Below are 23174 nucleotides of genomic sequence, written 5' to 3'. Positions count from 1 at the left end.
CGCGCCCGCTCGTCGAGAACAGCCCGCTCAGTGCTCCCGGGGCGCAGGGACGGAGGGCTCCACCTCGGGGTGGACGGTGAGCAGCGCCCGCATCGCGGCCTCGCCCGCGGTGCCGTCGCCGGCGCCCAGCGCGTCGATCAGCCGGGCGTGCAGGCTGATCGAGGACTCGGAGGGCCGCTCACAGGAGATCGCCGGGCCGCCCGAGACCTGCAGGGCGCAGGAGACGATCCCGGACAGGTGCTCCAGCATCCGGTTGCCGGCCATCTGCAGGACCAGGCCGTGCAGCTCGGCGTCGGCCCGGGTGTAGGTGGACGGGTCGGCCTGGGCGGCGGCGTGGCCCATGATCTCGACCAGCTCGACCAGCCGCTGCTGGACGTCCTCCCGGCCGTGGCCGGCCGCGAGCCGGGCGGCCAGCGGCTCGATCGCCCAGCGGAGCTCGAACAGCTCCCGGCGCTGCTCGTCACGCTGCGGACCGAAGGCGCGCCACTCGATGATGTCCGGGTCCAGCAGGTTCCAGTCGCTGACCGGGCGGACCCGGGTGCCGACGTTCGGACGGGCGCTGACCAGGCCCTTGGCCTCCAGCACGCGCAGCGACTCGCGGACGACGGTCCGGGACACCTCGAACCGCTGGCCGATCTCCTCGGGCACGAGCGGACGGTCGGCGCCGAGGTCGCCGGAGACGATCATCTGGCCGAGCTGCTGGACCAGCTGGCCGTGCAGACCGCGACCGCGGCTGCTGGTGGTCTTGCGGCCGACCCGGGCGATGTCGGACTCGGCGCCCTCCCAGCGGGGCGCCGGCGGCGTCGGCCGGTCGGCGTACGAGAAGCGGTCCAGGTCGCCGGAGCCGGGGATGGGCCCTTCGGCGGAACGGGCGGGGGTCATGGTGGGGTGCGCAAGGGTACTCACGCCTCCTTTGTCGGCGATCGGCAGGCGCAGCTTGAGAATTCTCGTGAAAAGCACACGAAAGGGTGATCGGCCGTGACTGGATAATTGACTTTTTATCAGGAAGAACCGCACATTGCGGTCACTGCTGGTCGATCTTGGTGGTTCGGGGCGGTCTGCCGGTTGCCCACGGTGCCTGCGCCGCCTGCGGTCCCGCTGCCGGCGCTACAGCGCGCGGCGGCGGGTCTGGACGATCAGGGCCGCGAGCAGCAGGGTCGCCAGCGGGGCCACGGCCGCCGCGAGAAACGCCGGCTCCGTCAACGCCGGGCTGCCGGCCACCGCCCCGCGCGCTGCCCCGTACACCAAGCCGTAGGCCCACTCGATGCCGGACTGGAACGGCAGCAGCTCGGCCGCCCGGCCCGGCCATGGGCGACCGGTCCAGCGCAGCAGCAGGGCCACGCCGGACTCCAGCAGCGGCGGCAGCGCACACAGCAGCAGCACCCCGGCGACGGCGCTACGGGTCAGCGAGGCGGTCAGCACACCGGTCCAGCCCGCCACCACGGTCAGCAGGACGAAGGCCAGCAGCGCGGCCGGCACCCCGTCCCCGGCCAACAGCGCCAACGGGGCGAACACGCCCGGCAGGTCGCCGAGGGCGTTCCTCCCGGCGGCGGCCAGCGCCCCGGACGCGTGCCCGGAGAGCGCGGCCGGGTCCGACCAGGCCGCCACCGTCACCCCGGCCGGCAGCGCGAGGTGCACGGCCACCGTGTCGAGCAGCAGGGTGCCCAGCGCCAACAGCGCAGCCACCGGGGCGACCACCAGCAGCTTGGCCAGCAGCAGCCGCACCCGGCGCGAGTACGCCACCTGCGAGGCCGCCAGCCCCGGGTGGCGCACCTCGTGGCCGTACGAGAGCGCGCCTAGCACGCCGGCTCCGAGCGCCGCGAAGGGCAGCGGGATCAGCGGGACGGCGGCGGTCAGCAGCCGCACCCCGGCCCGCCCGGCCAGCTGGCCGGGCGGGGCCTGGCTCGCCAGGACGGCGGCCACGACGGCGTCGCAGAGCAGTACGGCGGCGAGCAGCAGCCAGGTGGAACGCAGGCCGCGCAGGCGGCGCAGCTCGTAGGCCAGGACACGCACGGTTCACTCGCTCCGGTGGTCGTCGGGGGTGGCAGGAGCCTTGCCGCTGGTGAGGCGGCCGAGGCGGACGGTGTCGTCGGTGAGCAGGTCGGCGGCGCTCTGGCGCCAGCGCGGGGGCTGGGTCTCGGTGCGGGCGGAGTCGTCTGACCGAGCGGTGGTGCCGGTCGGGGCGGCAGTGCTCGCCCGGCCGGTGGCGTTTGCCGGGACGGCAGTGCTCGCCCGGGCGGGGCCCGGCGCCGGGGCGGGCTGGTCGCGGACGAGCCGGTCCAGGGCGACGGTGGGGGCGGGGTCGGCCTGGTCGGCGGCGGCCGCGCCGAGGACCGGGAGGGCGGCCGTCACAGCGGCGACGGGCAGCGCGCGGGTGGGCAGGGAGGCGTCGTCCCGGGAGCGGCCCCGAGTAGCGGGCTCGGCGACCACGGGCTGGTGGATCGGCTCGGGGAGCGGGTCCGAGTGCGACTCGGCGTACGGGTCGGGGTGCGGCTCGACGTGCGGGTCTGAGTGCGACTCAGCGTGCCGGTCCGCACTGGGCTCGGGGCTCGGCTCCGCTTCGGGGGCCGGTTCGGCCGTCTGCTGGAGGCGGAGCTGGACGGAGCGCCCGGCGGGGGCCGGCAGGGCGGCCCGGGGCGCCTGCTGCTCGACCACCCGGTCGGCCAACTCGTGCAGCAGGATCCCGTGGCGGTAGGCGAGTTCACCGATCTCGGTGCGCTCGATGCCCGCCACCGCGAGGCCCGCACCGCCATCCCGGCGCACCTCGGCGCCGTGGCTGACCAGCAGGTCGGCCAGCCGCGCCATCTGCGGACCCCGGACGGCGACTTCGGGGCTGAGCCTGGTCCGGCAGAACTCCGAGACCGGCTGGTCGGCCACCAGACGGCCGCGGTCCAGGGTGACCACCCGGTCCGCCAGCCGCGCGGTCTCCTGCAGGGTGCGGGTGGTCACCAGGACCGTCCCGCCCGCGACCGCGAAGGAGCGCAGGAAGGAGTGGAACCACTCGACGTTGCGCGGCGACAGGCCCTCGGTCGGCGCGTCCAGCAGCAGTGTGCCGGGATCGCCGAGCAGCGCGGCGGCCAGAGCGAGCCGGCGGTGCATGCCGGGCGAGAAGATACGCAGCCGCCGACCGGCGACGGCGGCCAGCCGCGTCTGCTCCAGCAGCTCGTCGGCGCGCCGCGCGGGGACGCCGACGGCCGCGGCCAGCATCCGCAAGTGGCCGGACGCCTTGCGCCCCGGGTGCCCGGCCACCGCGGCGGCCCCCTCCCCCGGCCCGGGCAGCAGCACACCGACCTCACGCTCGGGGCGGCGGATCCGCTGGTAGGGGCGGCCGTTGAAGAGCGTGATGCCCCGGCCACGTTCCAGTTCGAGCATCAGCCGCAGGGCCGTGGACTTGCCCGCCCCCTCGTCACCCAGCAGAACGGTCACCATGCCGGGCCGGGCATCGAAGGTCAGATCGAGTACGGCGGGTGGGGCGCCCTTGCGATACACCCTGGTCAGTCCGGTGATCTGGATCATCGCTGGCTGCTCCCATGCCCTCGGCCGATCTGCTCGACGCCAGCACATTAGGGGTCGGCACCGCCGATTCCGGGCATTACCGAACCGCCACGGGCCCACCGGCCGCCCGCCTCACCCGATCAGGGGACAATCCGATCCTGCGATTCACGGGCGCGCGTGTTCCGGGGGCCGTCGGTGCCCCGACCGGTGGCCGGTGCCGTGGCTGTGACCGTCACAGGAAGTCCGAGGCTCCCGTCGGGAGCGGCTGGTCGACGCACTCCCCCTGGAACTCCTCAACGGCGGCCTTGCCCGCGACGGCGATCTCGGCCAACTGCTCCTGCTCGGCGCTCAGCGTCTCCTGCACGGAGGCGATCGTCGCCGGATCGGCATGCGCGGCCTTCAGGGCGGCCAGCTGCCGCTCGGTTCTGGTGGTGGTCGCGATGAGACTCTTGCGGTCCGCCACCAAACTCTCGATGCCGGCTCGCTGTCTGGCACAGATGTCGTCGGCGGCCATCACGGGGCTCCCTGGCTCCAAAGTCCTCCGGTCCGGCGACCGAAGCGTCCACCGACACTGTGCGTCGGCGGCACCGCATCGGCCTCCGGACCGGGGCCGTTCGGCGGCCCCGCGCGAAGCCGGCTCCGGGACCCCAGGGTGCTCAGGACTCCGGGCGGAGCATGGGCGGGTTGAGGACGGTCGCGCCGCCCGCCGTGAAGAGCTGGGCCGGGCGGCCCCCCTGACGGGTCGTCGTGCCGCCCGAGGGGAGCAGGAAGCCGGGGGTACCGGTGACCTTGCGATGGAAGTTGCGCGGGTCGAGGACCACACCCCAGACGGCCTCGTAGACGCGGCGCAGCTCGCCGACGGTGAACTCGGTCGGGCAGAAGGCGGTCGCGAGCGAGGAGTACTCGATCTTGGAGCGGGCGCGTTCCACGCCGTCGGCCAGGATCAGGCCGTGATCGAAGGCGAGCGGGACGCCGTCGACCGGGCTCTCGCCGAGGAGTTCGCCGACCGGGGCCCAGCGGGCGCTGCTGGCGTCACCGCCGGCCCGGGGCGTCGGAAGGTCGGGGGCGAGCACCAGGTAGGCGACGCTGACCACGCGCATCCGGGGGTCGCGCTGCGGGTGGCCGTAGGTGGCGAGCTGCTCCAGGTGGGCGCCGGCCGCACCGGGGCCGACCGCGTCGTGGCCGGGGGCGGAGTGGGCGCGAAGGCCGGTCTCCTCGGCCAGCTCACGGGAGGCGGCTTCGGCCAGGCCCTCGTCCGGACGGACGAAGCCGCCGGGCAGCGCCCAGTACCCCTGGTAGGGCGGCTCGCCCCGTCTGACCAGCAGGGCGCAGAGCGAGTGGTCGCGCACCGTCAGCACCACCAGGTCAACCGTGACAGCGAATGGGGGGAAGGCCGACGGATCGTAACGCGACATGGCGACGATCATAGTCGTCTCTCTGACGATAAGCACAGGCCCGCGCACGGGGTGCACAGCCCCGGTGACCGCGCCCGCCCGGTCACGGTTCGCGCACGGGCGGGCGCGGCGCTGGCGGGGCGGGCGCGGCGCCGACCGTGCAGGCCCGGGGCCGACAGCCCTGCACGGTCGGGCCCGGTGTCAGCGGGCCACCAGCTGAAGGTCCACTGAGGCCTCCTCCACCATCGCCACGCCGATCCGGCTGACCCTGACCGAGAAGGGCTCACCCGCCACCCGCAGACCGGTCAGCTCCAGTTCGCCGAGCGGAGCGGTGCTGGCCGGGCGGACCAGCACCCGGCCGCCCGGGACGTCGGGCCGGACCCCGGCGAGCGCGAACACCGCGTGGACGGCTCCGGCCGCGGAAACCGCCGCCGGACGGCAGGCGGCAGGGTGCGGCACCGGCGGACAGCCAGGGGTGCGCTGCTCCCCCGCGTACATCTCCGGCAGCCGGCCCTCGAGGTGGGCGGACGCGGCGAGCAGGCCCTCCAGCAGAGTGCCGGCCTCGTTCTCGTGGCCGGCCTCGGCGAGTCCGGCGATCGCCAGCGCCGTCTCGTGGATCCGCACCGCGCCGCCGCGATGGCCCAGCGGGTTGAAGCGGGGGGACTTGGCGCTGAGGGTGCGCAGGCCCCAGCCGCTGTCCAGCTCCGGCGCGACCAGACGCTGGGCGAGCAGCCTGGTCTGCTCGCGGTCCAGCAGGCTCTCGTGCCGCCCGCCGTCGTCGGCGAGGCCGGTGTCGAGCAGGTGCACCAGGGAGGACGCGACGGCCGGCAGCGGCTGACCGCCCGGGGCCAGTCCGGCGGCGGGGCGGCCGCCGGAGAGGTCGTCGATCCAGAACCGCTCGCGGAAGCGGCCGCGCAGCCCGGCGGCCCAGTTCCGCCAGTCCTCGGCGCCCGGGCGGCCGAAGGCCTCCAGGAGCTCGGCCCCGTGCAGGGCGGCGCGGTGGGCCTGTGCCTGGACCTCCGCGCGCGCGGCCACCGGGTGGGCGGCCCGGTCCTCCACTGGGCGGCTCAGGTCGGTGACGAAGCCGTCGACCAGACCCTCGCGCAGGGTGGTCAGGGCCCGCTCGGCGGCCGGGAGCAGTTCGGCGACCTCCCCGCGGGGCAGCCCCCAGCGCCAGGCCTCGGCCAGCACGGTGACGAACAGCAGGGTGGCCTCGGTGGCGGTGCAAGTGGGTGGCAGCTCCGGACCGCCGTGTCGCAGGGCGCCGGGCAGCAGGCCCTCGACCCGCCCGGAGGCAGGGGCGAGCTGCTGACGGCGGGCCAGCGCGCGCAGGGTGCCGGCGGCGAGCCGGGTGCCGAGCGGGAGGGTCAGCCGGGCGGCCCAGAGCGCGTCGGCCGGAGCGAGGCCGAAGCGCCAGGGCGCTCCGGAGGCCGGGTAGAGGTCGGTCGGGCGGTCCGGGTCGGCGAACAGCAGCCCGCCGAGGGCGTCCAGCGAACGGGAGACCAGCAGGGCGGCCCGGACGTCGTCGCTGCGCACCTCCGGTTCGGCCCAGGGCAGCGGGACGCCGGTGCCGCGCCCACCCGGCGGGCGCGGGCCGCCGGGGGCGCTCTCCAGTTCGGCACGCAGCTCGACCGACCAGCGGGCGCCGGGCTGGACCTCCAGGTCCCAGCGGAGCACTCCGGCGCCGGCCAGGACGGCGTGCGGGGAGGGCTTGGCGCTGACCACGGCGCTGTGCACCGGGCCGGCCCAGCGCAGCCCGGCGGACTGCACCTGTCCCGGAAGGTCGGGCGGGCGGTGCCCGGCGGCGATCTCGGCGACCGGGCCGAGGTCGGTGCCGAGGGCGATCTCCAGCGGCAGCCGGGCGGGCCGGGCGCCGGTGTTGCGCACGGTCACGGTCTCCACGCCGTCCGCGTGGCGCAGCCGTTCGACGGTGAGCGCCGGGTCCGGGTCGAGGTCGCCGGGCAGGCGGACGGCTCCGAGGAAGCGGGCCTGGGCCGCACTGGTCTGGGCGCCCTGGAGCGGCAGCGGCTCCATGCCGCCGAGCCGCAGCTCCATCCGGGCGACCACCCGGACGCCGTTGCGGTAGAAGCCGTGCAGTCCGTGGCCGCGCAGCTGGCCGTCGGGTCCGGAGGCGGCCATCGCGGGGGCGTTGACGCAGAGCACCGCATGGTGGACGGCCGGGGGCTGAGGGCGCGGCGGGGCCGTGGGCCGGCCCTGGGCGACGGGTGCGCCCGTCGGCCCGGACGCCGGCATCTGCTCGGGCCGGCCGGCCGGTCTGGGCGCGCCGACCACGCTCTCGGCCGGCGTGGCCTGTAGTGGCCTCATGGCGGTCACCGGACTCTCCTCCCCTCGGCGGTCCGGTGGCCGGTCAGGGCCGGTGGGCCGCGAGCATGCTCGATCGCGTGCTGATGGTGCCGAGCCGACGGGGTTTCTCCCGCCGGCGGTGTTCCGTGCCTGGCCGTACCCGACGGTGGGCCGTGCCATGCGGCGTGCGGTACCGGGCCGGTACCGGCGCGCCACGCCTCCGCGCCGGGCACGCCATCGTGCCCGGCCACGCCGTCAGGTCCGGTGCCCGGGCCTGACGGTGACGCCCTGCCGGGGACGCCCCGGTCGTGGCGCCCCACCCCCGTGGCCCGCGCCCGTCGGGCCGGCGGTCTCGCTCGGCCGGTCCGCACCGCCGAGCGGGCGGCCGCCCGGAACCGGGCGCCGGTCGGACACGGTACGGGCGCAGGGCCCCCGGGGTGAACGCCGCACACCGCCGCCAGGTCACGCCCCGACGTGGCGGTCGCCGGTCGCACCCGGCCCGCCAGGCCGTCGCGTCGCCGCCCCCGGCCTCCGCCGGGCCGTTGCTCAGGGCCTCGCCGCGGGCCCGTCACCGTCCATGAGCTGAGGCCGGCTCCGGTGCCGCTCGGAGCGGTGGGCTCGGCCGCCGCAGGCTGTCCGACCGGGGAGACGGTCGAACCGGCGCTCGACCGCCGCCAGGATACGGTGCGGGGGTCGCGGCGCCCGCACCCGGTGACCCCGTGAACCGCGACGCAATCGCTGTGACCAGCAGAGACCGAGGAGTTGCATGTCCACCGTCAGCCGGCTGCCCGGGATTGTCACGACCGACCACGTCTTCCAGGTCCCCCTCGACCACTCCGCCCCCGACGGTGAGCAGATCGAGGTGTACGCCCGCGAGGTGGTGGCCTGCGGCCGCGAGAAGGACGCCCTGCCCTGGCTGGTCTTCCTCCAGGGCGGGCCCGGCGGCAAGGCCGCCCGCCCGCTCGGCCGGGACTCCTGGTTGGACCGCGCCCTGGACGACTACCGGGTGCTGCTGCTCGACCAGCGCGGCACCGGGCGCTCCACGCCCGCGACCCGGCAGACCCTCGCCCGCCGCGGCGGCCCGCAGGAGCAGGCGGACTACCTGGCGCACTTCCGCGCGGACTCGATCGTGCGGGACGCCGAGCTGATCCGCCACCGGCTGCTCGGCGCCGACAAGCGCTGGAGCGTACTCGGCCAGAGCTTCGGCGGCTTCTGCACCCTCACCTACCTCTCCTTCGCTCCGGAGGGCCTGACCGAGGCCTTCATCACCGGCGGCCTCTCCGGCCTCGGCAGCTCGGCCGACGACGTCTACCGCGCCGCATACCCGCGCGTCGTCAGCAAGAACGAGGACCACTACGCCCGCTTCCCGCAGGACGTCGAGACCGTGCGGCGGATCTCCGCCCACCTCGCCGACTCCCCCGCCGCCCTGCCCGGTGGCGGGCTGCTGACCGTCGAGGCCTTCCAGTCGCTCGGACTCATGCTCGGCGGCGGCAGCGGCTCCGGCTCCCTGCACTACCTGCTGGAGGAGGCCTGGGCGGAGGGCCCGGCCGGGGCCGAGCTCTCCGACACCTTCCTGGCCGGCGTGCAGGCCCGGCTCTCCTTCGCCGAGGGCCCGCTCTACGCCGTGTTGCACGAGTCGATCTACGGTCAGCGCTCGGTGGACGAAGGCGGCACCGGCTGGTCGGCCGAGCGGGTCCGCAAGGAGTTCCCGCAGTTCGATGCCCGGGCCTCGCTGGAGTCCGGCGCCCCGGTGCTGTTCACCGGGGAGATGATCTACCCCTGGATGTTCGACACCGACCCGGCGCTGCGCCCGCTGAAGGAGACCGCGGACCTTCTCGCCGCCCGCACCGACTGGCCCGACCTGTACGACCCGGCCCGGCTGGCCGCCAACACCGTGCCGGTCGTGGCGGCGGTGTACCACGACGACATGTACGTGGACACCGCCGACTCGCTGGCAACCGCCCGCGCGGTGCGCGGCCTGCGGCCCTGGATCACCAACGAGTGGGAGCACGACGGCCTGCGGGTGAGCGGCGGCAAGGTGCTGGACCGGCTGATCAAGATGGCCCACGGCGAGGTGTAGCAGCTCGGGGGTCGACCCGGCGGCGAGCGGATCAGTGCACACGGCGGGCCCCTCTCGCCGCCTGCCGGGTGCCCCGGCACCGATGGCGCCCGACACCGGACCGGACGGCGGCCGACGCGCACGCCGCCGCCCGGCCGAGCCGCACACCCCGGGCGGGGCGCCGCCCGACCGCCGGATCGTGCCCTGACGCCGGGCCACACCCTGACCTCGGGAGCGGGGACACCGGCCCGGGCCCGCCCCCGTCCGACCCCTGCTCGGCGGAGCTGCCGGAGCTCTCGGGGCCACCGGGCCCGTCGGGGCCACGATCGGTCCGGGTCGACGCCGTGGCCGCGCCCTTCCGGCGGGCGCCCCGTCGGCGTCGGCGCCCGCCGTCGGCCGTTCCGGGCCGCTCCTCGGGACACTCGGGGGCCTCGCCCGCGCCCGGGACGGGCCCCGGCCCAGACGCTCCGTCCACAGCGGGATCGGGCTCGGTGGCCGGCCTGCCCGCGCGCTCCTCGCGCCGCCGTCGCTGGGCCTCGACGGCGGCCATCAGCGCCCCGGGCGTCATGCCGTCGTTCATCGATTCGTACAGCAGCTCGGCCAGCAGGTAGCCCGGGGCGAGCCGCAGCACGTGGCCGAGCACCACCCGGGCGGTCGCCGTGTCCCCGGCGACCCAGGAGGCCCAGGCCAGCAGCGTGAGCGGGGCCACCGCACAGCCCTCGTACGGCGGCACGGCGCGCCGGGCGAGGAAGCGCCAGAGCCGCTCGGCGGGGGCGAGCTCGGCGGGCCGGACGTACTCGACGCCGCGGTCCCGGGTGAGGCGGTCCCGCAGGGCGAGGAGCAGCCGGGCCGCCCGCTCCTCGTCGAGCTCCCGGGCGCCGGCCGCGAACTCGGCGAAGGCCTGCCCCAACAGTTCGATGCCCTGCTCGCGGGAGACCGAGTCGACGGCGGCCTCGGAGCGGGCGAGCGCCTCGCGCTGGGCAGCGTCCTCCGGTGGGCCGACCGGGACGAGCCCGCCGATGATCGCCTTGCGGCTACCGCGCGGCACCAGGCCCGCCACCGTCGCGGCGGCGGCCGCCGGGCCCGGATCGGGCCCGCGCCGCACCGGGTTGCCCGCCGGATCGCAGCACCCCTCACGGCGGCAGAGGAAGGACCACCACCGGCCGTCCGAGACGCACAGCGACTCCTTGACCACCGCTCCCCTGCGCCCGAAGGCCGCCCGCAGGTGGTCGGCCAGCGGCCGCAGGCCCTCCACCACCGGCGGGGCGTGTGCCGTGACCGGATCCTGGCAGAGGTAGAGGAGCACCTGGAACGGGCGGCTGCCGTGGCGCTCGGAGAGGGCGACCAGCAGGGCGGCCGTCTCCTCCGCCGCCGCGGGCCAGTCCGCGGGTGAGGCCGGGAGGTCCGCCCGGATGACTCCGCCCTGGTGCAGGTCGGGGCCCTGGAGGCCGACCGCGACGATGCTGTCGTCGGGGTAGAACCCCAGGAGATAGGGCAACAGCTCGGCCATGTCGGCCGGACCGCGCATGACGACCGGCCGCTGCTCGGAAGCCGGGCCGAGGGACAGGATGACGTGTTCGTTGTTCATCGCGTTCATGGCCGCAAGAGTGGACGCAATCCGACAACGGCGCCGAACGTCTTTTTTTCCTGTGGATAACTCGGGCCCCGAATTTCCCATCGCCCTTTCGGAGCACACGACACCCACTCCACCGGGTGGATTTTGACAACCGTTCAGCGGATCACCGGATGAAATCCACTGCGCCTTCCGCTCCCGTGCCTCACCCGCATTCGCCCCTTGTCGGCGCCATGGGGTTACATCGACGCCATGCAGCAGCCCGACATCCACACCACCGCCACCGCCGACCGCGACCAGGTCCGGGCGCGGGCCGAGGCCGTCCTCCGTGAACTGGCCGGCCCCGCCGCCGCCCTGCGCGAGGACCAGTGGACGGCCATCGAGGCCCTCGTGGTCGACCACCGCCGCGCACTGGTCGTCCAGCGCACCGGCTGGGGGAAGTCCGCGGTCTACTTCATCGCCACCGCCCTGCTCCGCGCCCGCGGCGCCGGGCCGACGGTGATCGTCTCCCCCTTGCTCGCCCTGATGCGCAACCAGGTCGAGTCGGCGGCCCGGGCCGGCATCCACGCCCGCACCATCAACTCGGCCAACACCGAGGAGTGGGACGAGATCCAGTCCGAGGTCGCCGCCGGGAAGGTCGACATCCTGCTGGTCAGCCCCGAGCGGCTGAACAACCCGGACTTCCGCGACCAGGTGCTGCCGAAGCTCGCCGCCTCCACCGGCCTGCTGGTGGTCGACGAGGCCCACTGCATCTCCGACTGGGGCCACGACTTCCGCCCCGACTACCGGCGGCTGCGCACCATGCTCGCGGACCTCCCGCCCGGGGTCCCGGTGCTGGCCACCACCGCCACCGCCAACGCCCGGGTCACCGCGGACGTCGCCGAGCAGCTCGGCACCGGCACCACCGATGAGCACGCCCTGGTGCTGCGCGGCCCGCTCGACCGGGAGAGCCTCACCCTGGGTGTGCTCGCCCTGCCCGACCCGGCGCACCGGCTGGCCTGGCTGGCCGACCACCTCGACCGGCTCCCCGGTTCGGGCATCGTCTACACCCTGACGGTGGCCGCGGCCGAGGAGGTGACGGCCTTCCTGCGCGAGCGCGGCTTCCCGGTGGCCTCCTACTCCGGCCGCACCGAGGACGCCGAGCGCCGCACCGCCGAGGCCGACCTGCTGGCCAACCGGGTCAAGGCGCTGGTCGCCACCTCCGCGCTCGGCATGGGCTTCGACAAGCCCGACCTCGGCTTCGTCGTCCACCTGGGCTCGCCCAGCTCGCCGATCGCCTACTACCAGCAGGTCGGCCGCGCCGGGCGCGGGGTGGACCGCGCCGAGGTGCTGCTGCTGCCCGGGCGCGAGGACGAGGCGATCTGGCGCTACTTCGCCTCGCTGGCCTTCCCGCCGGAGGAACAGGTGCGCCGCACCATCGACGCCCTGGCCGACGCCGGCCGCGCGCTCTCCACCGCCGCCCTGGAGCCCCGGGTGGACCTGCGCCGCGCCCGGCTGGAGACCATGCTCAAGGTGCTGGACGTCGACGGCGCCGTCCGCCGGGTCAAGGGCGGCTGGACGGCCACCGGGCAGAGCTGGGAGTACGACACCGCCCGCTACGCCAAGGTGGCCGCCTCCCGGGAGGCGGAGCAGCGGGCGATGCGCGACTACGCGGCGGCCACCGGCTGCCGGATGGAGTTCCTGCGCCGCCAGCTGGACGACGAGCAGGCCGCGCCGTGCGGGCGGTGCGACAACTGCGCGGGCCCGCTGCACACCCCTGAGGTCTCGGCCGAGACGCTGGCCGCGGCCCGGGCCGCGCTCGGCCGCCCGGGCGTGAGCTTCGAGCCGCGCCGCCTCTGGCCCACCGGGATGGACGCGCTCGGGGTGCCGCTCAAGGGCCGGATCCCCGCGGGCGAGCAGGCGGAGACCGGACGAGCGCTCGGCCGGCTGTCCGACATCGGCTGGGGCAACCGGCTGCGCACCCTGCTCGCCGAGCAGGCGCCGGACGTGCCGGTGCCCGGCGAGGCGGTGGACGCGCTGGTGGCGGTGCTGGCCGACTGGGCGCGGGGCCCGGGCGGCTGGGCCGGGCCGACGACGGCGGAGGGCACCCGGCTGGAGCGGCCGGTCGGCGTGGTGACCATGGCCTGCTCCACCCGCCCCCAGCTGGTCGGCAGTCTCGGCGCGCGGATCGCCGAGATCGGGCGGCTGCCGCTGCTCGGGAGGATCGAGTACGCGGGTGGGCTGCCGCCGCACGGGGCCCGCAGCAACAGCGCTCAACGGCTGCACTCGCTGGCCGGGGCGCTCATGCTGCCGCCGGAGCTGGAGCAGGCGGTGGCGGCGGCCGGCGGGCCGGTACTGCTGGTGGACGACCTCGTGGACTCGGGGTGGACGGTCACCGTGGCCGCCCGGCTGCTGCGCCGGGCCGGAGCGAGCGCGGTGCTGCCGCTGGTCCTGGCCGTGCAGGGGTGAGCGGGCCGCGGCCGACCGCCGCGGGCAGAGCGTCTCCGGCCACAACCACCCTCACCCGAATGGCCTAACAGAAAGGAGCAGACAGGGCGATTTCGATCACATCGCGGACCGACCCGGGAAAGGAGTGCCCACCATGCCGAACGCGCTTCACCATGCCCTTTGCGAGGTGTGGATCAAGGTCGGGCGCCGCCTCGGCAACACCTGGGCGGCCGCGGAACATATCCGGCAGATCATGGGCTTTCGGGTGGCGTTCATCATTTCATCGTTGCCGGTCCGCCCTGGTTGCCCCGAGAATTGGGGGGTACCCGAAATCCGGTCCGCTGGACCCGCCCTTCGGCGTACCCAGGCACCCGCCTGCCCACGGGCCAGGAAGGAGGATCGTGATCAACGGTATCGGCCGAGGTCAGCATCCCCTCTCCGGGAGTTCGTCACCCAGACGGCTGCTCGACCTGGAGACCTGGACCGCCTCGGGGATCCCGATGCTGCGCGATCCGCGCGAGTTCGTCCTGGAACTGCACCAGCGCCACCTGCCCCAGTCGGGCACGATCGTGCTCGCGGTCCTGGACACGCTCCACCACCTGGCCGCCTCGGCCTCGTTCACGCCCTGGCCGCACGACACCGATGGCTGGCAGCACCGGAACGACCTGCTGGCCCACCTGCGCCGGATCATCCCGCACGACCTGCGCCGGCCCGAGCCGACCCGGACGGCCGTGCTGCTGCGCTGCCGCGAGGGCGCGCCCGGCTGGACGGAACAGGACGGCGCCTGGATGTGGGCGCTGCGGGACGCGTCCGTGCTGCACGGGCTGCGCTGCGGCTCGTACATCGGACTCACCCCGGCGGGCTGGCAGATCCTCGGCGACGGGCGCAGTGGACGCAATCCGCATGCGGGTTCGTGGACGGACGGGCCGGTGCACACCGTGACGGAGCTGCCGCCCCGATCGGCGCTCGACGACGCCCCGCGCAGTCAGCGCGCCCGGCAGCAGGCGGCCGAGCAGGCCAAGCGCGTCGACGCTGCGCCGCACTCCCACCCGTCCGAGCCCCCGTGGACGCCGGCGCGGGTCACGGCCGTCGAACCGAGCCGCCGCACCGGCACCCGCTGAACGGCGCCGACGGGCACCACCAGCCCGGCGGACCCGGAGGCCGCAGTCTGACAGGCAGTCGCCGTACGCGCCGACGGGCACCACCACGCACCGGCAGACGCGGCGCACGACGCCCGGCACGCCCAGCACACCCGGCACGCCCAGTTCCGCGCCGACGCGCGGCGGGGCGGGTCACCTCGGACGGACTCCGGGCCCGGCACCGTGAGGCGTCGGGCCCGGAGTGGGAACGAATGTCAGGCCGTGACCGGGCGTCCCGGTGCGGCAGCGGCAACCCCGGCGGCAGCCGGGCCGGCCTCCCCGCAGACCACCAGCAGGCCGGTCGCGCGGCCGAGCGCCTTGGTGTACGCCTCGACGGCCCGGGTGGGCGAACCGCCGTTGACCACCAGGACGACCACCTCGCGGCGGACCGGACGGGTGAGCGCGGCGTCCGCGTAGAACACATCCGCGCCCTCGGCGAGTTGCGCCCAGTAGCGCTCCTCCCCGAAGGAGAGTTCGTGCTGCTGCCAGGGGTGTGCCCCGCCGACGGTCAGCACCAGGATGTCGCCCGGGTTGCGGCCGGAGTCCAGCAGTTGGTCGACCGCGTCGTCGGCGCGTTCCAGCGCCTGGGCCGGGGTGGCGGCGATCCGCTGGACCTCGACCCGCGGCGTGGCAGCGGCCGGGCGGCGCGGCGCCGGTCCCGGCTTGGGGATCAGACGCGGCGGGCCCGAACGGTCGGCGCGCGGCTGAGCCGGGCGCGGGGGCGCCGGACGGGGACCGGGCACCGGGGCCGGTGCGACGGCGGTGGGTTTGGTGGCGGGTGCGCCGCCGGTGGCAGGCACGTGGAGGGCTTGTGCGTCCGACTCGCGGGGGAAGGGAACGCCGGGGCCCGGGAGGCTCTCGTGAATCTCCGGCTCCTCGGGGAAGACAGGCATACCCGGATATCTATCAAATGCCGGTCGGAGGTGCACGGGCGCCCCACCCATTGAGCACCGGACACCTGCCACCCGCACCCGGGGCAATTCCAGACGGACCGTCAGAAACCGAGCGTCAACTGTTCGTCGGCGGATCCCTGAACCACGCCCCCGACGTCCCGGTCGCGCTTGAGGTGACGCCACTTCGGCAATGCGTCCATGTAGGCCCAGGAGAGCCGGTGGTGCTCGGTGGGGCCGTACTCCTCCAGCGCGGCGCGGTGCACCGGGGACGGATAGCCGGCGTTCTCCGCGAAGCCGTAATCCGGGTACGCCTCGCCCAGTTCGGCCATCATTCCGTCGCGGTGGACCTTGGCGAGCACCGAGGCGGCGGAGACGCAGATGCAGGACTGGTCACCCTTGATCACCGTGCGCACCCGCCAGGGGCCTCCTAGGTAATCGTGCTTGCCGTCCAGGATCACCGCGTCGGGCTCGACCGGCAGCACCTCCAGCGCGCGGACGGCGGCCAGCCGCAGCGCCGCCGTCATGCCGAGTTCGTCGCACTCCTGCGGTGAGGCGTGCCCGAGCGCGTACGCGGTGACCCAGTCGGCGAGCACCGGCGCGAGTGCCTTGCGGCGCAGCTCGGTGAGTAGTTTGGAGTCGGTCAGCCCCTCGGGCGCCTTGCGCAGTCCGGTGACGGCCGCGCCGACGGTGACCGGCCCGGCCCAGGCGCCGCGTCCGACCTCGTCCAGGCCCACCACGACCTTGGCGCCGGCCCGGCGGAGCGAGCGTTCGACGGAGTGCGTCGGCGGGACGATGGGCATCGCAGGGGCTCCGTTCGGCAAGGCAGCCCGTTCGAGTGGGGCAACCCCCAGCCTAAGCCCGCTGAAAGACCACCCCGAGCCGAGCCCGCACGACTGCTTGAGCCCAAGCCCGGCGCGGCCCAGCCCAGCCCAGCCCGGCCGAGCCCGGCCAGTGCGGCCGCCCCGAGCCAGCCCCGCGCGGCCGCTCTACGGCTGCCGGATCAGCGGGACCAGCACGTCGTCCACCAGCCGGACCGCGAAGTCGGGGGCCATCTCCCGGTCGTGGACCTTCACCCGGAACAGCAGCATCGCCGGAATGACGTCGGCGACCAGCGGGCTGACCGCGCCGGGCCGGACGTCGCCGCGCTCGACGCCACGACGGAGGATGTCCAGGATGGTGTCCTTGATCGGCTCCATCACCCGCTGCACGATGAAGCCCTTGAACACCTCGGCCTGTTGCTGGGGGAGCTCTCCCATCAGAACGTGCAGGGCAGCGCCCGCGCTGGAGCCGATCGCCCCCGTGAACAGCTCGATGAGCTGCAGCAATTCAGCCCGGGCGGACCCAAGGTCGGGCACCCCGTGAGGGCGTGGGAGAGTGGAGTCCAGGGCGTCGATGACGAGTTCCATCTTGGAGGCCCAACGCCGGTAGAGCGCGGCCTTCCCGGTCCGCGCCGCAGCGGCGACGCCCTCCATCGTCAGTCGCGCGTAGCCGCCGGAGGTGAGCTGATCGAGCGCGGCCGCGAAGATCGCGTTCTCCAACTCCTTCCCCCGGCGCCGCACCGGCCGGGCCAACGCCTCCCGGGCGACCCGCACCGGACAGCGGGGCTCCGACTCCCCGCCCGGCGGCCCCGCGAGCGCCACCGACTCCCCGGACTCCCCTGACGCCTTGGGCCCCACCGGCGCCGCAGGGCCTGCGGGCCCAACGGGCGCCGTACCCGCTGCCGCAGCCACAGCCGCCGGGGGCGACGGCACCGCATCCTCCGCCGGTCGGGCGGCCGCCCGACCGGACGCCCGGTCCGCCGTGAGGCGCCGCACCAACCGATCCATTGCCACCCTCCTTAAGGGACGCTTGCGTTCACTATCAAGCCCAGGATATCGTCCAGATTAGTGAACGGCACCGTTCCTTCCCAGCCCACACCTGCACCTGCCCGTCATCGGCGCACAGCAGCACCCCGGGCCCGGCAGGTAGGCCGGACACCAAGCACCGAGTTATCGGGCACCAAGCACGTACCACCACCGCGCGGCACCATCGCACAGCAGCACCCCGGGCCCGGCAGGTAGGCCGGACACCAAGCACCGAGTTATCGGGCACCAAGCACGTACCACCACCGCGCGGCACCATCGCGCACCAGCACCACGCACCGTGTACCAGGCACCGAGCACGTAGCCCGCAGGGGGAAGATTCGTGGCCATCTCCGACACGCTCAACAAGAACTCACCACCGAAGGGCCGCGCAGGTCAGGGGAAGGGGATCACCCTGACCGTCATCGCGGCCACGCAGCTCATGGTCGTGCTCGACACGACCATCGTGAACATCGCGCTGCCGCACATCAAGGACGCGCTGAACTTCTCGACCACCGACCTGTCCTGGGTCATCAACGCCTACACGCTGACCTTCGGCGGGCTGCTGCTGCTCGGCGGTCGCGCGGGCGACATCCTGGGCCGCCGCCGGGTGTTCATCTTCGGCACCCTGCTGTTCGGCCTGGCCTCGCTGCTGGGCGGCTTCGCGCAGGACAGCGGCCTGCTGCTGGCGGCCCGCGCGCTCCAGGGCATCGGCGGCGCGATCTGTTCACCGACCGCCTTCGCCCTGATCGCCACCAACTTCGACGAGGGACCGGAACGCAACAAGGCGTTCGGCGTGTTCTCGGCGGTGGCCGGCTCAGGCGCCGCGATCGGCCTGCTGGCCGGCGGTCTGCTCACCGAGTACCTGAACTGGCGCTGGGTGTTCTTCGTCAACGTGCCGATCGCGATCCTGATCGCGATCGCCGCGCCGCGCTACATCGCCGAGTCCGAGCGCCACCCGGGCCGCTTCGACGTGCCCGGCGCGCTCACCTCGACGCTCGGCCTGGTCGGCCTGGTCTACGGGTTCATCCGGGCCGCCTCGGACGGCTGGTCGGACAGCATCACGCTCGGCTCCTTCGCGGCCGGTGCGATCCTGCTGGCCGCCTTCCTCGTGATCGAGAACCGCACCGACCAGCCGATCACCCCGCTGCACCTGTTCGCCAACCGCAACCGCACCGGCGGCCTGGTGATGATGCTCTGCCTGGCCGCGGCCATGTTCGGCATCTTCTTCTACGTCGTCCTGTTCGTGCAGGGACCGCTCGGCTACAGCCCGCTCAAGGCCGGCGTCTCGTTCCTGCCGATCAGCATCTCGATCATCATCGCCGCGCAGATCGCATCCAACCTGCAGGCCAAGTACGGCCCGAAGCCGTTCATGGCGGGCGGCGCGCTGCTGGTCACCGTCGGCCTCTCCTGGCTGACCCAGATGAGCAAGGACAGCGGCTACGTCGACGGGGTGCTCGGCCCCACGGTCGTCTTCGGCTTCGGCATGGGCCTGATCTTCGTCCCGGTGATGCTGCTCTCGGTCGCGGGCGTGCCGGGCGAGGAGACCGGCGCCGCCTCCGGCCTGCTCAACTCGATGCAGCAGATCGGCGGTTCGCTCGGCCTGTCAATCCTGACCACGGTCTTCGCGCACTACGCCACCGCCGAGACCAAGGCCCAGCTTCCGGCGTTCATGCACAGCGCCAGTCCGCAGGAGAAGGCCTTCTTCGAGCAGCATCACGAGTTCATCCCGGGCACCGACCCCTCCAACTCCGTGCTGACCCAGGGGATTTCGCACGGCTTCATCGTCGGCGCAGCGCTCGCCGGGGTCGCCCTGCTGATCGCGCTCTTCGTGGTCAAGGCGAAGGCCAGCGACCTGCCGAGCGGCGACTCCGCCGGCGTCGCGATGCACTGAGCGATCGCGATGCGCCGAGCGATCACAACGCGCTGAGCGATCACAACGCACCGAGCGCTGTGACCCGCTGGGGCACCGCGACGCGCTGAGACGCCGCCGCCGAACGGGCCCGCCGGGAGCAGCACGCTCCCGGCGGGCCCGTCGCGCACCCCGGCCGTCAGAAGTACGGGTCGATCCGCAGCCCCGCCCGCCTACAGGCGCTCGTCTCCCTCGGCCCGTCGTCGGCCAACGGCCGTGCGGCCAGGATCGCGCGGGCCCGGTCGGCGGCGCGGCTGGTGGCGGACCAGGCCGAGGGGTGGTCCGCCAGATCGGTGCGGATCAGCTGCAGCGCGCAGGTCCGCTGCGGTTCGGGGAGCCGGTCCAGGGCGGGCACCGCGTCCGCGGAGAGCTCGCGGACGTTGCGCAGGTCGATCTGCTGTGAGCGCTCGTACCGGGCGACGTTCTGCTCCGCGACGATCGCGTCCGGCCCGATCAGCCCGTACACCGCGACGGTGAGCACGCCGCTCAGGACGACGGTGCGCGGCAGCCAGCCGGCGCCGCGGGTGAGGCCGGCGGTGATCAGCAGCAGGAAGACGACACCCAGCCAGAGCTCGACCACCAGCACCCACAGCCGCAGCCGGGTGAGCCCGGAGGCGTCCACGTAGAACCACATCCGGCCGAGCGCCGAGGCGACCACGACCAGCGCGAGCAGGCAGAGCAGGCCGAGCAGGACCCGCGCCACCCGGCGGTCGGCCGGCGTGGTGCGTGGGGCCCAGCGCTTGGCGACGGCCACCACGACCAGGGTCAGCACGGTGATCACGCTCAGCTGCCAGAAGCCCTGTCGGGCGTACTCGGAGCGGCTCATCCCGGTGCGGCCGAGCACGGCGTCCGCGCCGCCGAGCACCACCACGGCCTGGATCACCGCGAAGGCGCCGAACATCAGGTTGAGCGCGACCAGCGGCAGCGCCCACTCCAGCCGTCGCCGTTCCCGTCCCGGCCGAACCGTCATGCGGTCCCAGCGGCGCGGGCCGGCCGCGATGTGCGCGAAGCCCAGCGCCGTGAGCGCGCCGAGCACGAACAGCACCGCGCGCAGGGGCAGTTGGCGGAGGTCGAAGCTGGGGCTGAGGCCGCTCAGCAGGTCCGCCATGGCGGCGTCGGCACTGGCGAACAGCAGACCGAAGACGGTCAGCAGCACGGCGGCGACCGCGAGCGCCTTGAGCACCGGGACGATCCGGCCGCGCCCGGGCAGCGGCCGGCCTTCCAGGCCGTTCCAGAGCCAGCCCACGCCCGGCACCGACTGCCAGACGGCGGCGGGCAGGGCGAACAGCACGCCCGGCCAACGGCGCCCGCCGTGCAGGGCGAGCGAGGCCAGGCCGAGCGCGCCCCCGACGGACAGCACGGTGGGCCAGCTCGCGTCCCACAGGGCCGGGACGGCGAGCATGGCGAGCGCGAGCAGGCTCCAGATCACGGTCCAGGGCCGGACCCGGCGGCCCGCCGCGTGGGCGACGAGGCCGGCCCCGACGGCGGTGACGGCACCGCAGATCAGCAGGTTGACTCCCACGCCGTCGTACAGCAGCCAGGCCGTCAGCAGCCCGGTGAGCAGCGCGAACAGGAGGACCCGGGGCGTGGCCGCCGCCCGGTGCTCGGGGTCCGTGCGGCGCAGCCATTCACCGCGCGAGGGCACGGGCGTGCCGGGCGATCGGTACGGCCCGTTCGCGCCCGGCGACCGGCACGGGCCCGGCGGGCGGCGGTCGGACGCGGGCGGCGGATCGGTCGGGGCGGGCGCGGACAGGCCTGACATGAGTCCCCCTCAGTGGTCGGCGGGCATGCGGAAGCCGCCCTCGGGGCGGTCCGCCGGCGGCCGACGGGCGCGACGGGCGCCTCGGCCGCTGCCGACTGTAGACCATTCTGAACAAGTTCAAAAGTTGCTTCTGAACGCGTTCAGAAGAACGTGACCGCGGTCTATCCCTTGACCGACCCGGCCAGCAGCCCGCGGACGAAGTACCGCTGGAGGCTGAAGAAGACGATCAGCGGCACGATGATCGACAGGAACGCCCCGGCCGTGAGCAGCTCCCAGCGCCCGCCGAAGGAGCCGGACAGCTGGGCCAGCCGGACCGTCATCGGCGCCACCTCCGGCGTGCCGCCGGCGAAGGTGAGCGCGACCAGCAGGTCGTTCCAGACCCACAGGAACTGGAAGATCGCGAACGAGGCCAGCGCCGGGGCGCACAGCGGCAGCACGATCGAGCGGAAGATCTTGAAGTGCGACGCGCCGTCCACCACCGCCGCCTCCATCAGGTCGCGCGGCAGCTGGGCGATGAAGTTGTGCAGCAGGAACACCGCCAGCGGCATCGCGAACATGGTGTGCGCCAGCCAGACCGGCGCGTAGCTGCCCTTCAGGTCCACCGCCGGGATCAACGTCAGCGGGCCCAGATGCGCGCCGCCGGAGAACAGCCGCAGCAGCGGGATCAGCGCCATCTGGAGCGGGACCACCTGGAGCGCGAACACCGTGAAGAACACCGCGTCGCTCCCCCGGAACCGCACCCAGGCCAGCGCGTAGGCCGCCATCGCCGCCAGCACCAGCGGGAAGAGGGTGGCCGGGACGCTGATCGCCAGCGAGTTCACCAGGAAGGGCATCAGACCGGTGGAGACGCCGGAGCCGCCCTCGAACAGCACCGCGTGGTAGTTGCCGAGCCCGAAGTCCGGGTGGAGCAGGGCGTTCCACCAGCCGTCGGCCGTCACGTCCTGCTTGGGACGCAGCGAGGTCACCAGCAGGCCGAGGGTCGGGATCGTCCAGAGCACCGTCATCGCGATCACGAACACCGAGGCCAGCGGGCTGCTGAAGGCCTTCCGCACGGGGCTCCCCTCAGCCGTACGACGGTCGGCGGGACGACGACCAGCCCGGCGACGATCAGCCGGACGACGATCGGCCCGACGGTCGGCAGGCTTCCGGTCGACGGGTCCCGCGCCGACCGCCTCCCCCTCAGGAGTGCTCACCGCACCTCACGCTCCCTCCGCAGCTGGACGATGTTGTAGGCCACCAGCGGCAGCACCGCGAGGAACAGCAGCACCGCGAGGGCGCTGCCCCGCCCGTCGTTGAACTGCACGAAGGACTGCGAGTACATCTCGTTGGCCAGCACCTGGGTGCCGAAGTTGCCGCCGGTCATGGTGCGGACGATGTCGAAGGCCTTCAAGGTGATGATCATGACGGTGGTCAGCACGACCATCACCGTGGTGCGGATCATCGGTACGGTGACCGACCAGAACAGCCGCAGCCCGGTCGCGCCGTCCAGCCGGGCCGCCTCGGTCACCTCGTCCGGGATCGCCTTGATCGCCGCCGACAGCACCACCATCGCGAAGCCGGTCTGCACCCAGACCATGACCGCCATCAGCAGGAAGGTGTTCAGCGGCTGGCTGAGCAGCCAGTTCGGCGGGTCCGACCAGCCCACCACGTGGGCGAGTTGGCTGAGCAGACCGATCTGCGGCTGGTCCTTGCCGCGCGCCTCGTAGACGAACTTGAAGATGATCGAGGCGCCGACCAGCGATATCGCCATCGGCATGAAGATCAGCGACTTGTACACCGCCTGACCGCGCATCCGGTCCACCAGCAGCGCCAGCACCAGACCCAGCCCGGTCGCCACCAGGGGCGCGACCACCAGCCACAGCAGGGTGTTGAGCAGCACCTCCCGGATCGAGTCGGTGGTGAAGGCCCAGCCGAAGTTCTCGCCACCGACGAACCTGCTGCCGTCGGCGTTCTGCAGGCTCAGGTAGACGGTTCGGACCAGCGGCACCACCAGGCCGACCGCCAGCAGCAGCACGGCCGGCCCGAGGAACACCAGCACGGCCAGCGGTCGGGCCAGCCGGCCCCTGGCCCGGCCGGCCACCAGGAAGACCAGCAGCAGGATGCCGAGGAAGCCCGCGATCGCGCCGATGCTGTTGCCGAACTTGACCGCCGCGTCGCCCCAGGCGCCGGCGGCCAGGGAGTCGGCGGGAGGCAGGTGGTCGACGGACGGCAGGGAGCCGGGTACGGACATGGCTGTACGTCCCTTCGGGTCCGGTGTTGGGAAGGGGGCGGGCGGTGCGGGGGGGTGGGCCCCCCCCCCCCACGACACGTGGTGCCCCTCGCGGCCCGCTCGTGGGGCGCCGGCCGCCCCCGCCCCGCCCGCCCCGGCGGGCGAC

The 23174-nt window shown here is 74.2% G+C and carries 17 protein-coding genes; 4 read left to right on the top strand and 13 right to left on the bottom strand.

What is annotated here, in order from left to right; translation table 11 throughout:
• Positions 1 to 27: 27 nt before the first annotated feature.
• The 6 genes from ACIRYZ_RS26020 to ACIRYZ_RS25995 all read right to left on the bottom strand — a co-directional run bounded on the left by ACIRYZ_RS26020 (position 28) and on the right by ACIRYZ_RS25995 (position 7214).
• Complete coding sequence (locus ACIRYZ_RS26020; RefSeq protein ID WP_402948300.1) at positions 28 to 960, bottom strand: FadR/GntR family transcriptional regulator; 933 nt, start codon at positions 958 to 960, stop codon at positions 28 to 30.
• A gap of 147 nt (positions 961 to 1107) precedes the next feature.
• On the bottom strand, positions 1108 to 2013 hold the full coding sequence (locus tag ACIRYZ_RS26015; protein WP_402948297.1) for a hypothetical protein: 906 nt from the start codon (positions 2011 to 2013) through the stop codon (positions 1108 to 1110).
• 3 nt (positions 2014 to 2016) lie between these two features.
• Positions 2017 to 3516, bottom strand: coding sequence for an ATP-binding cassette domain-containing protein (locus ACIRYZ_RS26010; RefSeq protein ID WP_402948295.1), 1500 nt, complete (start codon positions 3514 to 3516; stop codon positions 2017 to 2019).
• A 211-nt stretch (positions 3517 to 3727) separates the two neighbouring features.
• Positions 3728 to 4009: a hypothetical protein gene (locus ACIRYZ_RS26005; RefSeq protein ID WP_402948292.1), complete on the bottom strand. Its 282-nt coding sequence runs from the start codon at positions 4007 to 4009 to the stop codon at positions 3728 to 3730.
• 142 nt (positions 4010 to 4151) lie between these two features.
• A complete protein-coding gene (locus ACIRYZ_RS26000) occupies positions 4152 to 4910 on the bottom strand; it encodes an NUDIX domain-containing protein (RefSeq protein WP_387620383.1) in 759 nt (252 codons plus the stop codon).
• A 180-nt stretch (positions 4911 to 5090) separates the two neighbouring features.
• Positions 5091 to 7214, bottom strand: a complete 2124-nt coding sequence (locus tag ACIRYZ_RS25995) for a glycogen debranching N-terminal domain-containing protein (RefSeq protein ID WP_402948396.1) — start codon at positions 7212 to 7214, stop codon at positions 5091 to 5093.
• Between the two features lie 745 nt (positions 7215 to 7959).
• On the opposite strand from ACIRYZ_RS25995, the gene ACIRYZ_RS25990 reads away from it, so the two are divergent.
• A complete protein-coding gene (locus ACIRYZ_RS25990; protein ID WP_402948289.1) occupies positions 7960 to 9273 on the top strand; it encodes an alpha/beta fold hydrolase in 1314 nt (437 codons plus the stop codon).
• A gap of 31 nt (positions 9274 to 9304) precedes the next feature.
• Here ACIRYZ_RS25990 and ACIRYZ_RS25985 read toward each other — a convergent pair whose 3' ends face one another.
• Positions 9305 to 10849, bottom strand: coding sequence for a DUF4192 domain-containing protein (locus ACIRYZ_RS25985; protein ID WP_402948287.1), 1545 nt, complete (start codon positions 10847 to 10849; stop codon positions 9305 to 9307).
• Positions 10850 to 11077: 228 nt separating this feature from the next.
• Between ACIRYZ_RS25985 and ACIRYZ_RS25980 the strand changes: the two genes are divergently transcribed.
• Entirely contained in the window at positions 11078 to 13273 is a 2196-nt protein-coding gene (locus ACIRYZ_RS25980) for a RecQ family ATP-dependent DNA helicase (protein WP_402948284.1), read from the top strand.
• 377 nt (positions 13274 to 13650) lie between these two features.
• Complete coding sequence (locus ACIRYZ_RS25975; RefSeq protein ID WP_402948393.1) at positions 13651 to 14373, top strand: hypothetical protein; 723 nt, start codon at positions 13651 to 13653, stop codon at positions 14371 to 14373.
• Between the two features lie 233 nt (positions 14374 to 14606).
• On the opposite strand, the gene ACIRYZ_RS25970 is transcribed toward ACIRYZ_RS25975, so the two are convergent.
• The 3 genes from ACIRYZ_RS25970 to ACIRYZ_RS25960 all read right to left on the bottom strand — a co-directional run bounded on the left by ACIRYZ_RS25970 (position 14607) and on the right by ACIRYZ_RS25960 (position 16924).
• A complete protein-coding gene (locus ACIRYZ_RS25970) occupies positions 14607 to 15284 on the bottom strand; it encodes a hypothetical protein (RefSeq protein ID WP_402948281.1) in 678 nt (225 codons plus the stop codon).
• A 101-nt stretch (positions 15285 to 15385) separates the two neighbouring features.
• Complete coding sequence (locus ACIRYZ_RS25965; protein ID WP_402948277.1) at positions 15386 to 16084, bottom strand: ribonuclease HII; 699 nt, start codon at positions 16082 to 16084, stop codon at positions 15386 to 15388.
• 186 nt (positions 16085 to 16270) lie between these two features.
• Positions 16271 to 16924 (bottom strand): TetR-like C-terminal domain-containing protein, encoded by a 654-nt coding sequence (locus ACIRYZ_RS25960; RefSeq protein WP_402948274.1) that lies wholly within the window; start codon positions 16922 to 16924, stop codon positions 16271 to 16273.
• Between the two features lie 544 nt (positions 16925 to 17468).
• Here ACIRYZ_RS25960 and ACIRYZ_RS25955 point away from each other — a divergent pair.
• On the top strand, positions 17469 to 19019 hold the full coding sequence (locus ACIRYZ_RS25955) for an MFS transporter (RefSeq protein WP_402948271.1): 1551 nt from the start codon (positions 17469 to 17471) through the stop codon (positions 19017 to 19019).
• Between the two features lie 157 nt (positions 19020 to 19176).
• Here the strand turns inward: ACIRYZ_RS25955 and ACIRYZ_RS25950 are convergent, their stop codons facing one another.
• From ACIRYZ_RS25950 to ACIRYZ_RS25940, 3 genes are all read right to left on the bottom strand, one after another.
• A complete protein-coding gene (locus tag ACIRYZ_RS25950) occupies positions 19177 to 20682 on the bottom strand; it encodes a DUF4153 domain-containing protein (protein WP_402948268.1) in 1506 nt (501 codons plus the stop codon).
• A gap of 278 nt (positions 20683 to 20960) precedes the next feature.
• A complete protein-coding gene (locus tag ACIRYZ_RS25945; RefSeq protein ID WP_387620413.1) occupies positions 20961 to 21851 on the bottom strand; it encodes a carbohydrate ABC transporter permease in 891 nt (296 codons plus the stop codon).
• Between the two features lie 137 nt (positions 21852 to 21988).
• Complete coding sequence (locus tag ACIRYZ_RS25940) at positions 21989 to 23029, bottom strand: carbohydrate ABC transporter permease (protein ID WP_402948265.1); 1041 nt, start codon at positions 23027 to 23029, stop codon at positions 21989 to 21991.
• Positions 23030 to 23174: the final 145 nt, after the last annotated feature.

Origin of the sequence: Kitasatospora sp. NPDC101155, assembly GCF_044768305.1 — a bacterium.
In the GTDB taxonomy this organism is placed as follows: Bacteria; Actinomycetota; Actinomycetes; order Streptomycetales; family Streptomycetaceae; genus Kitasatospora.
This window is presented reverse-complemented; position numbering and strand designations above follow the sequence as displayed.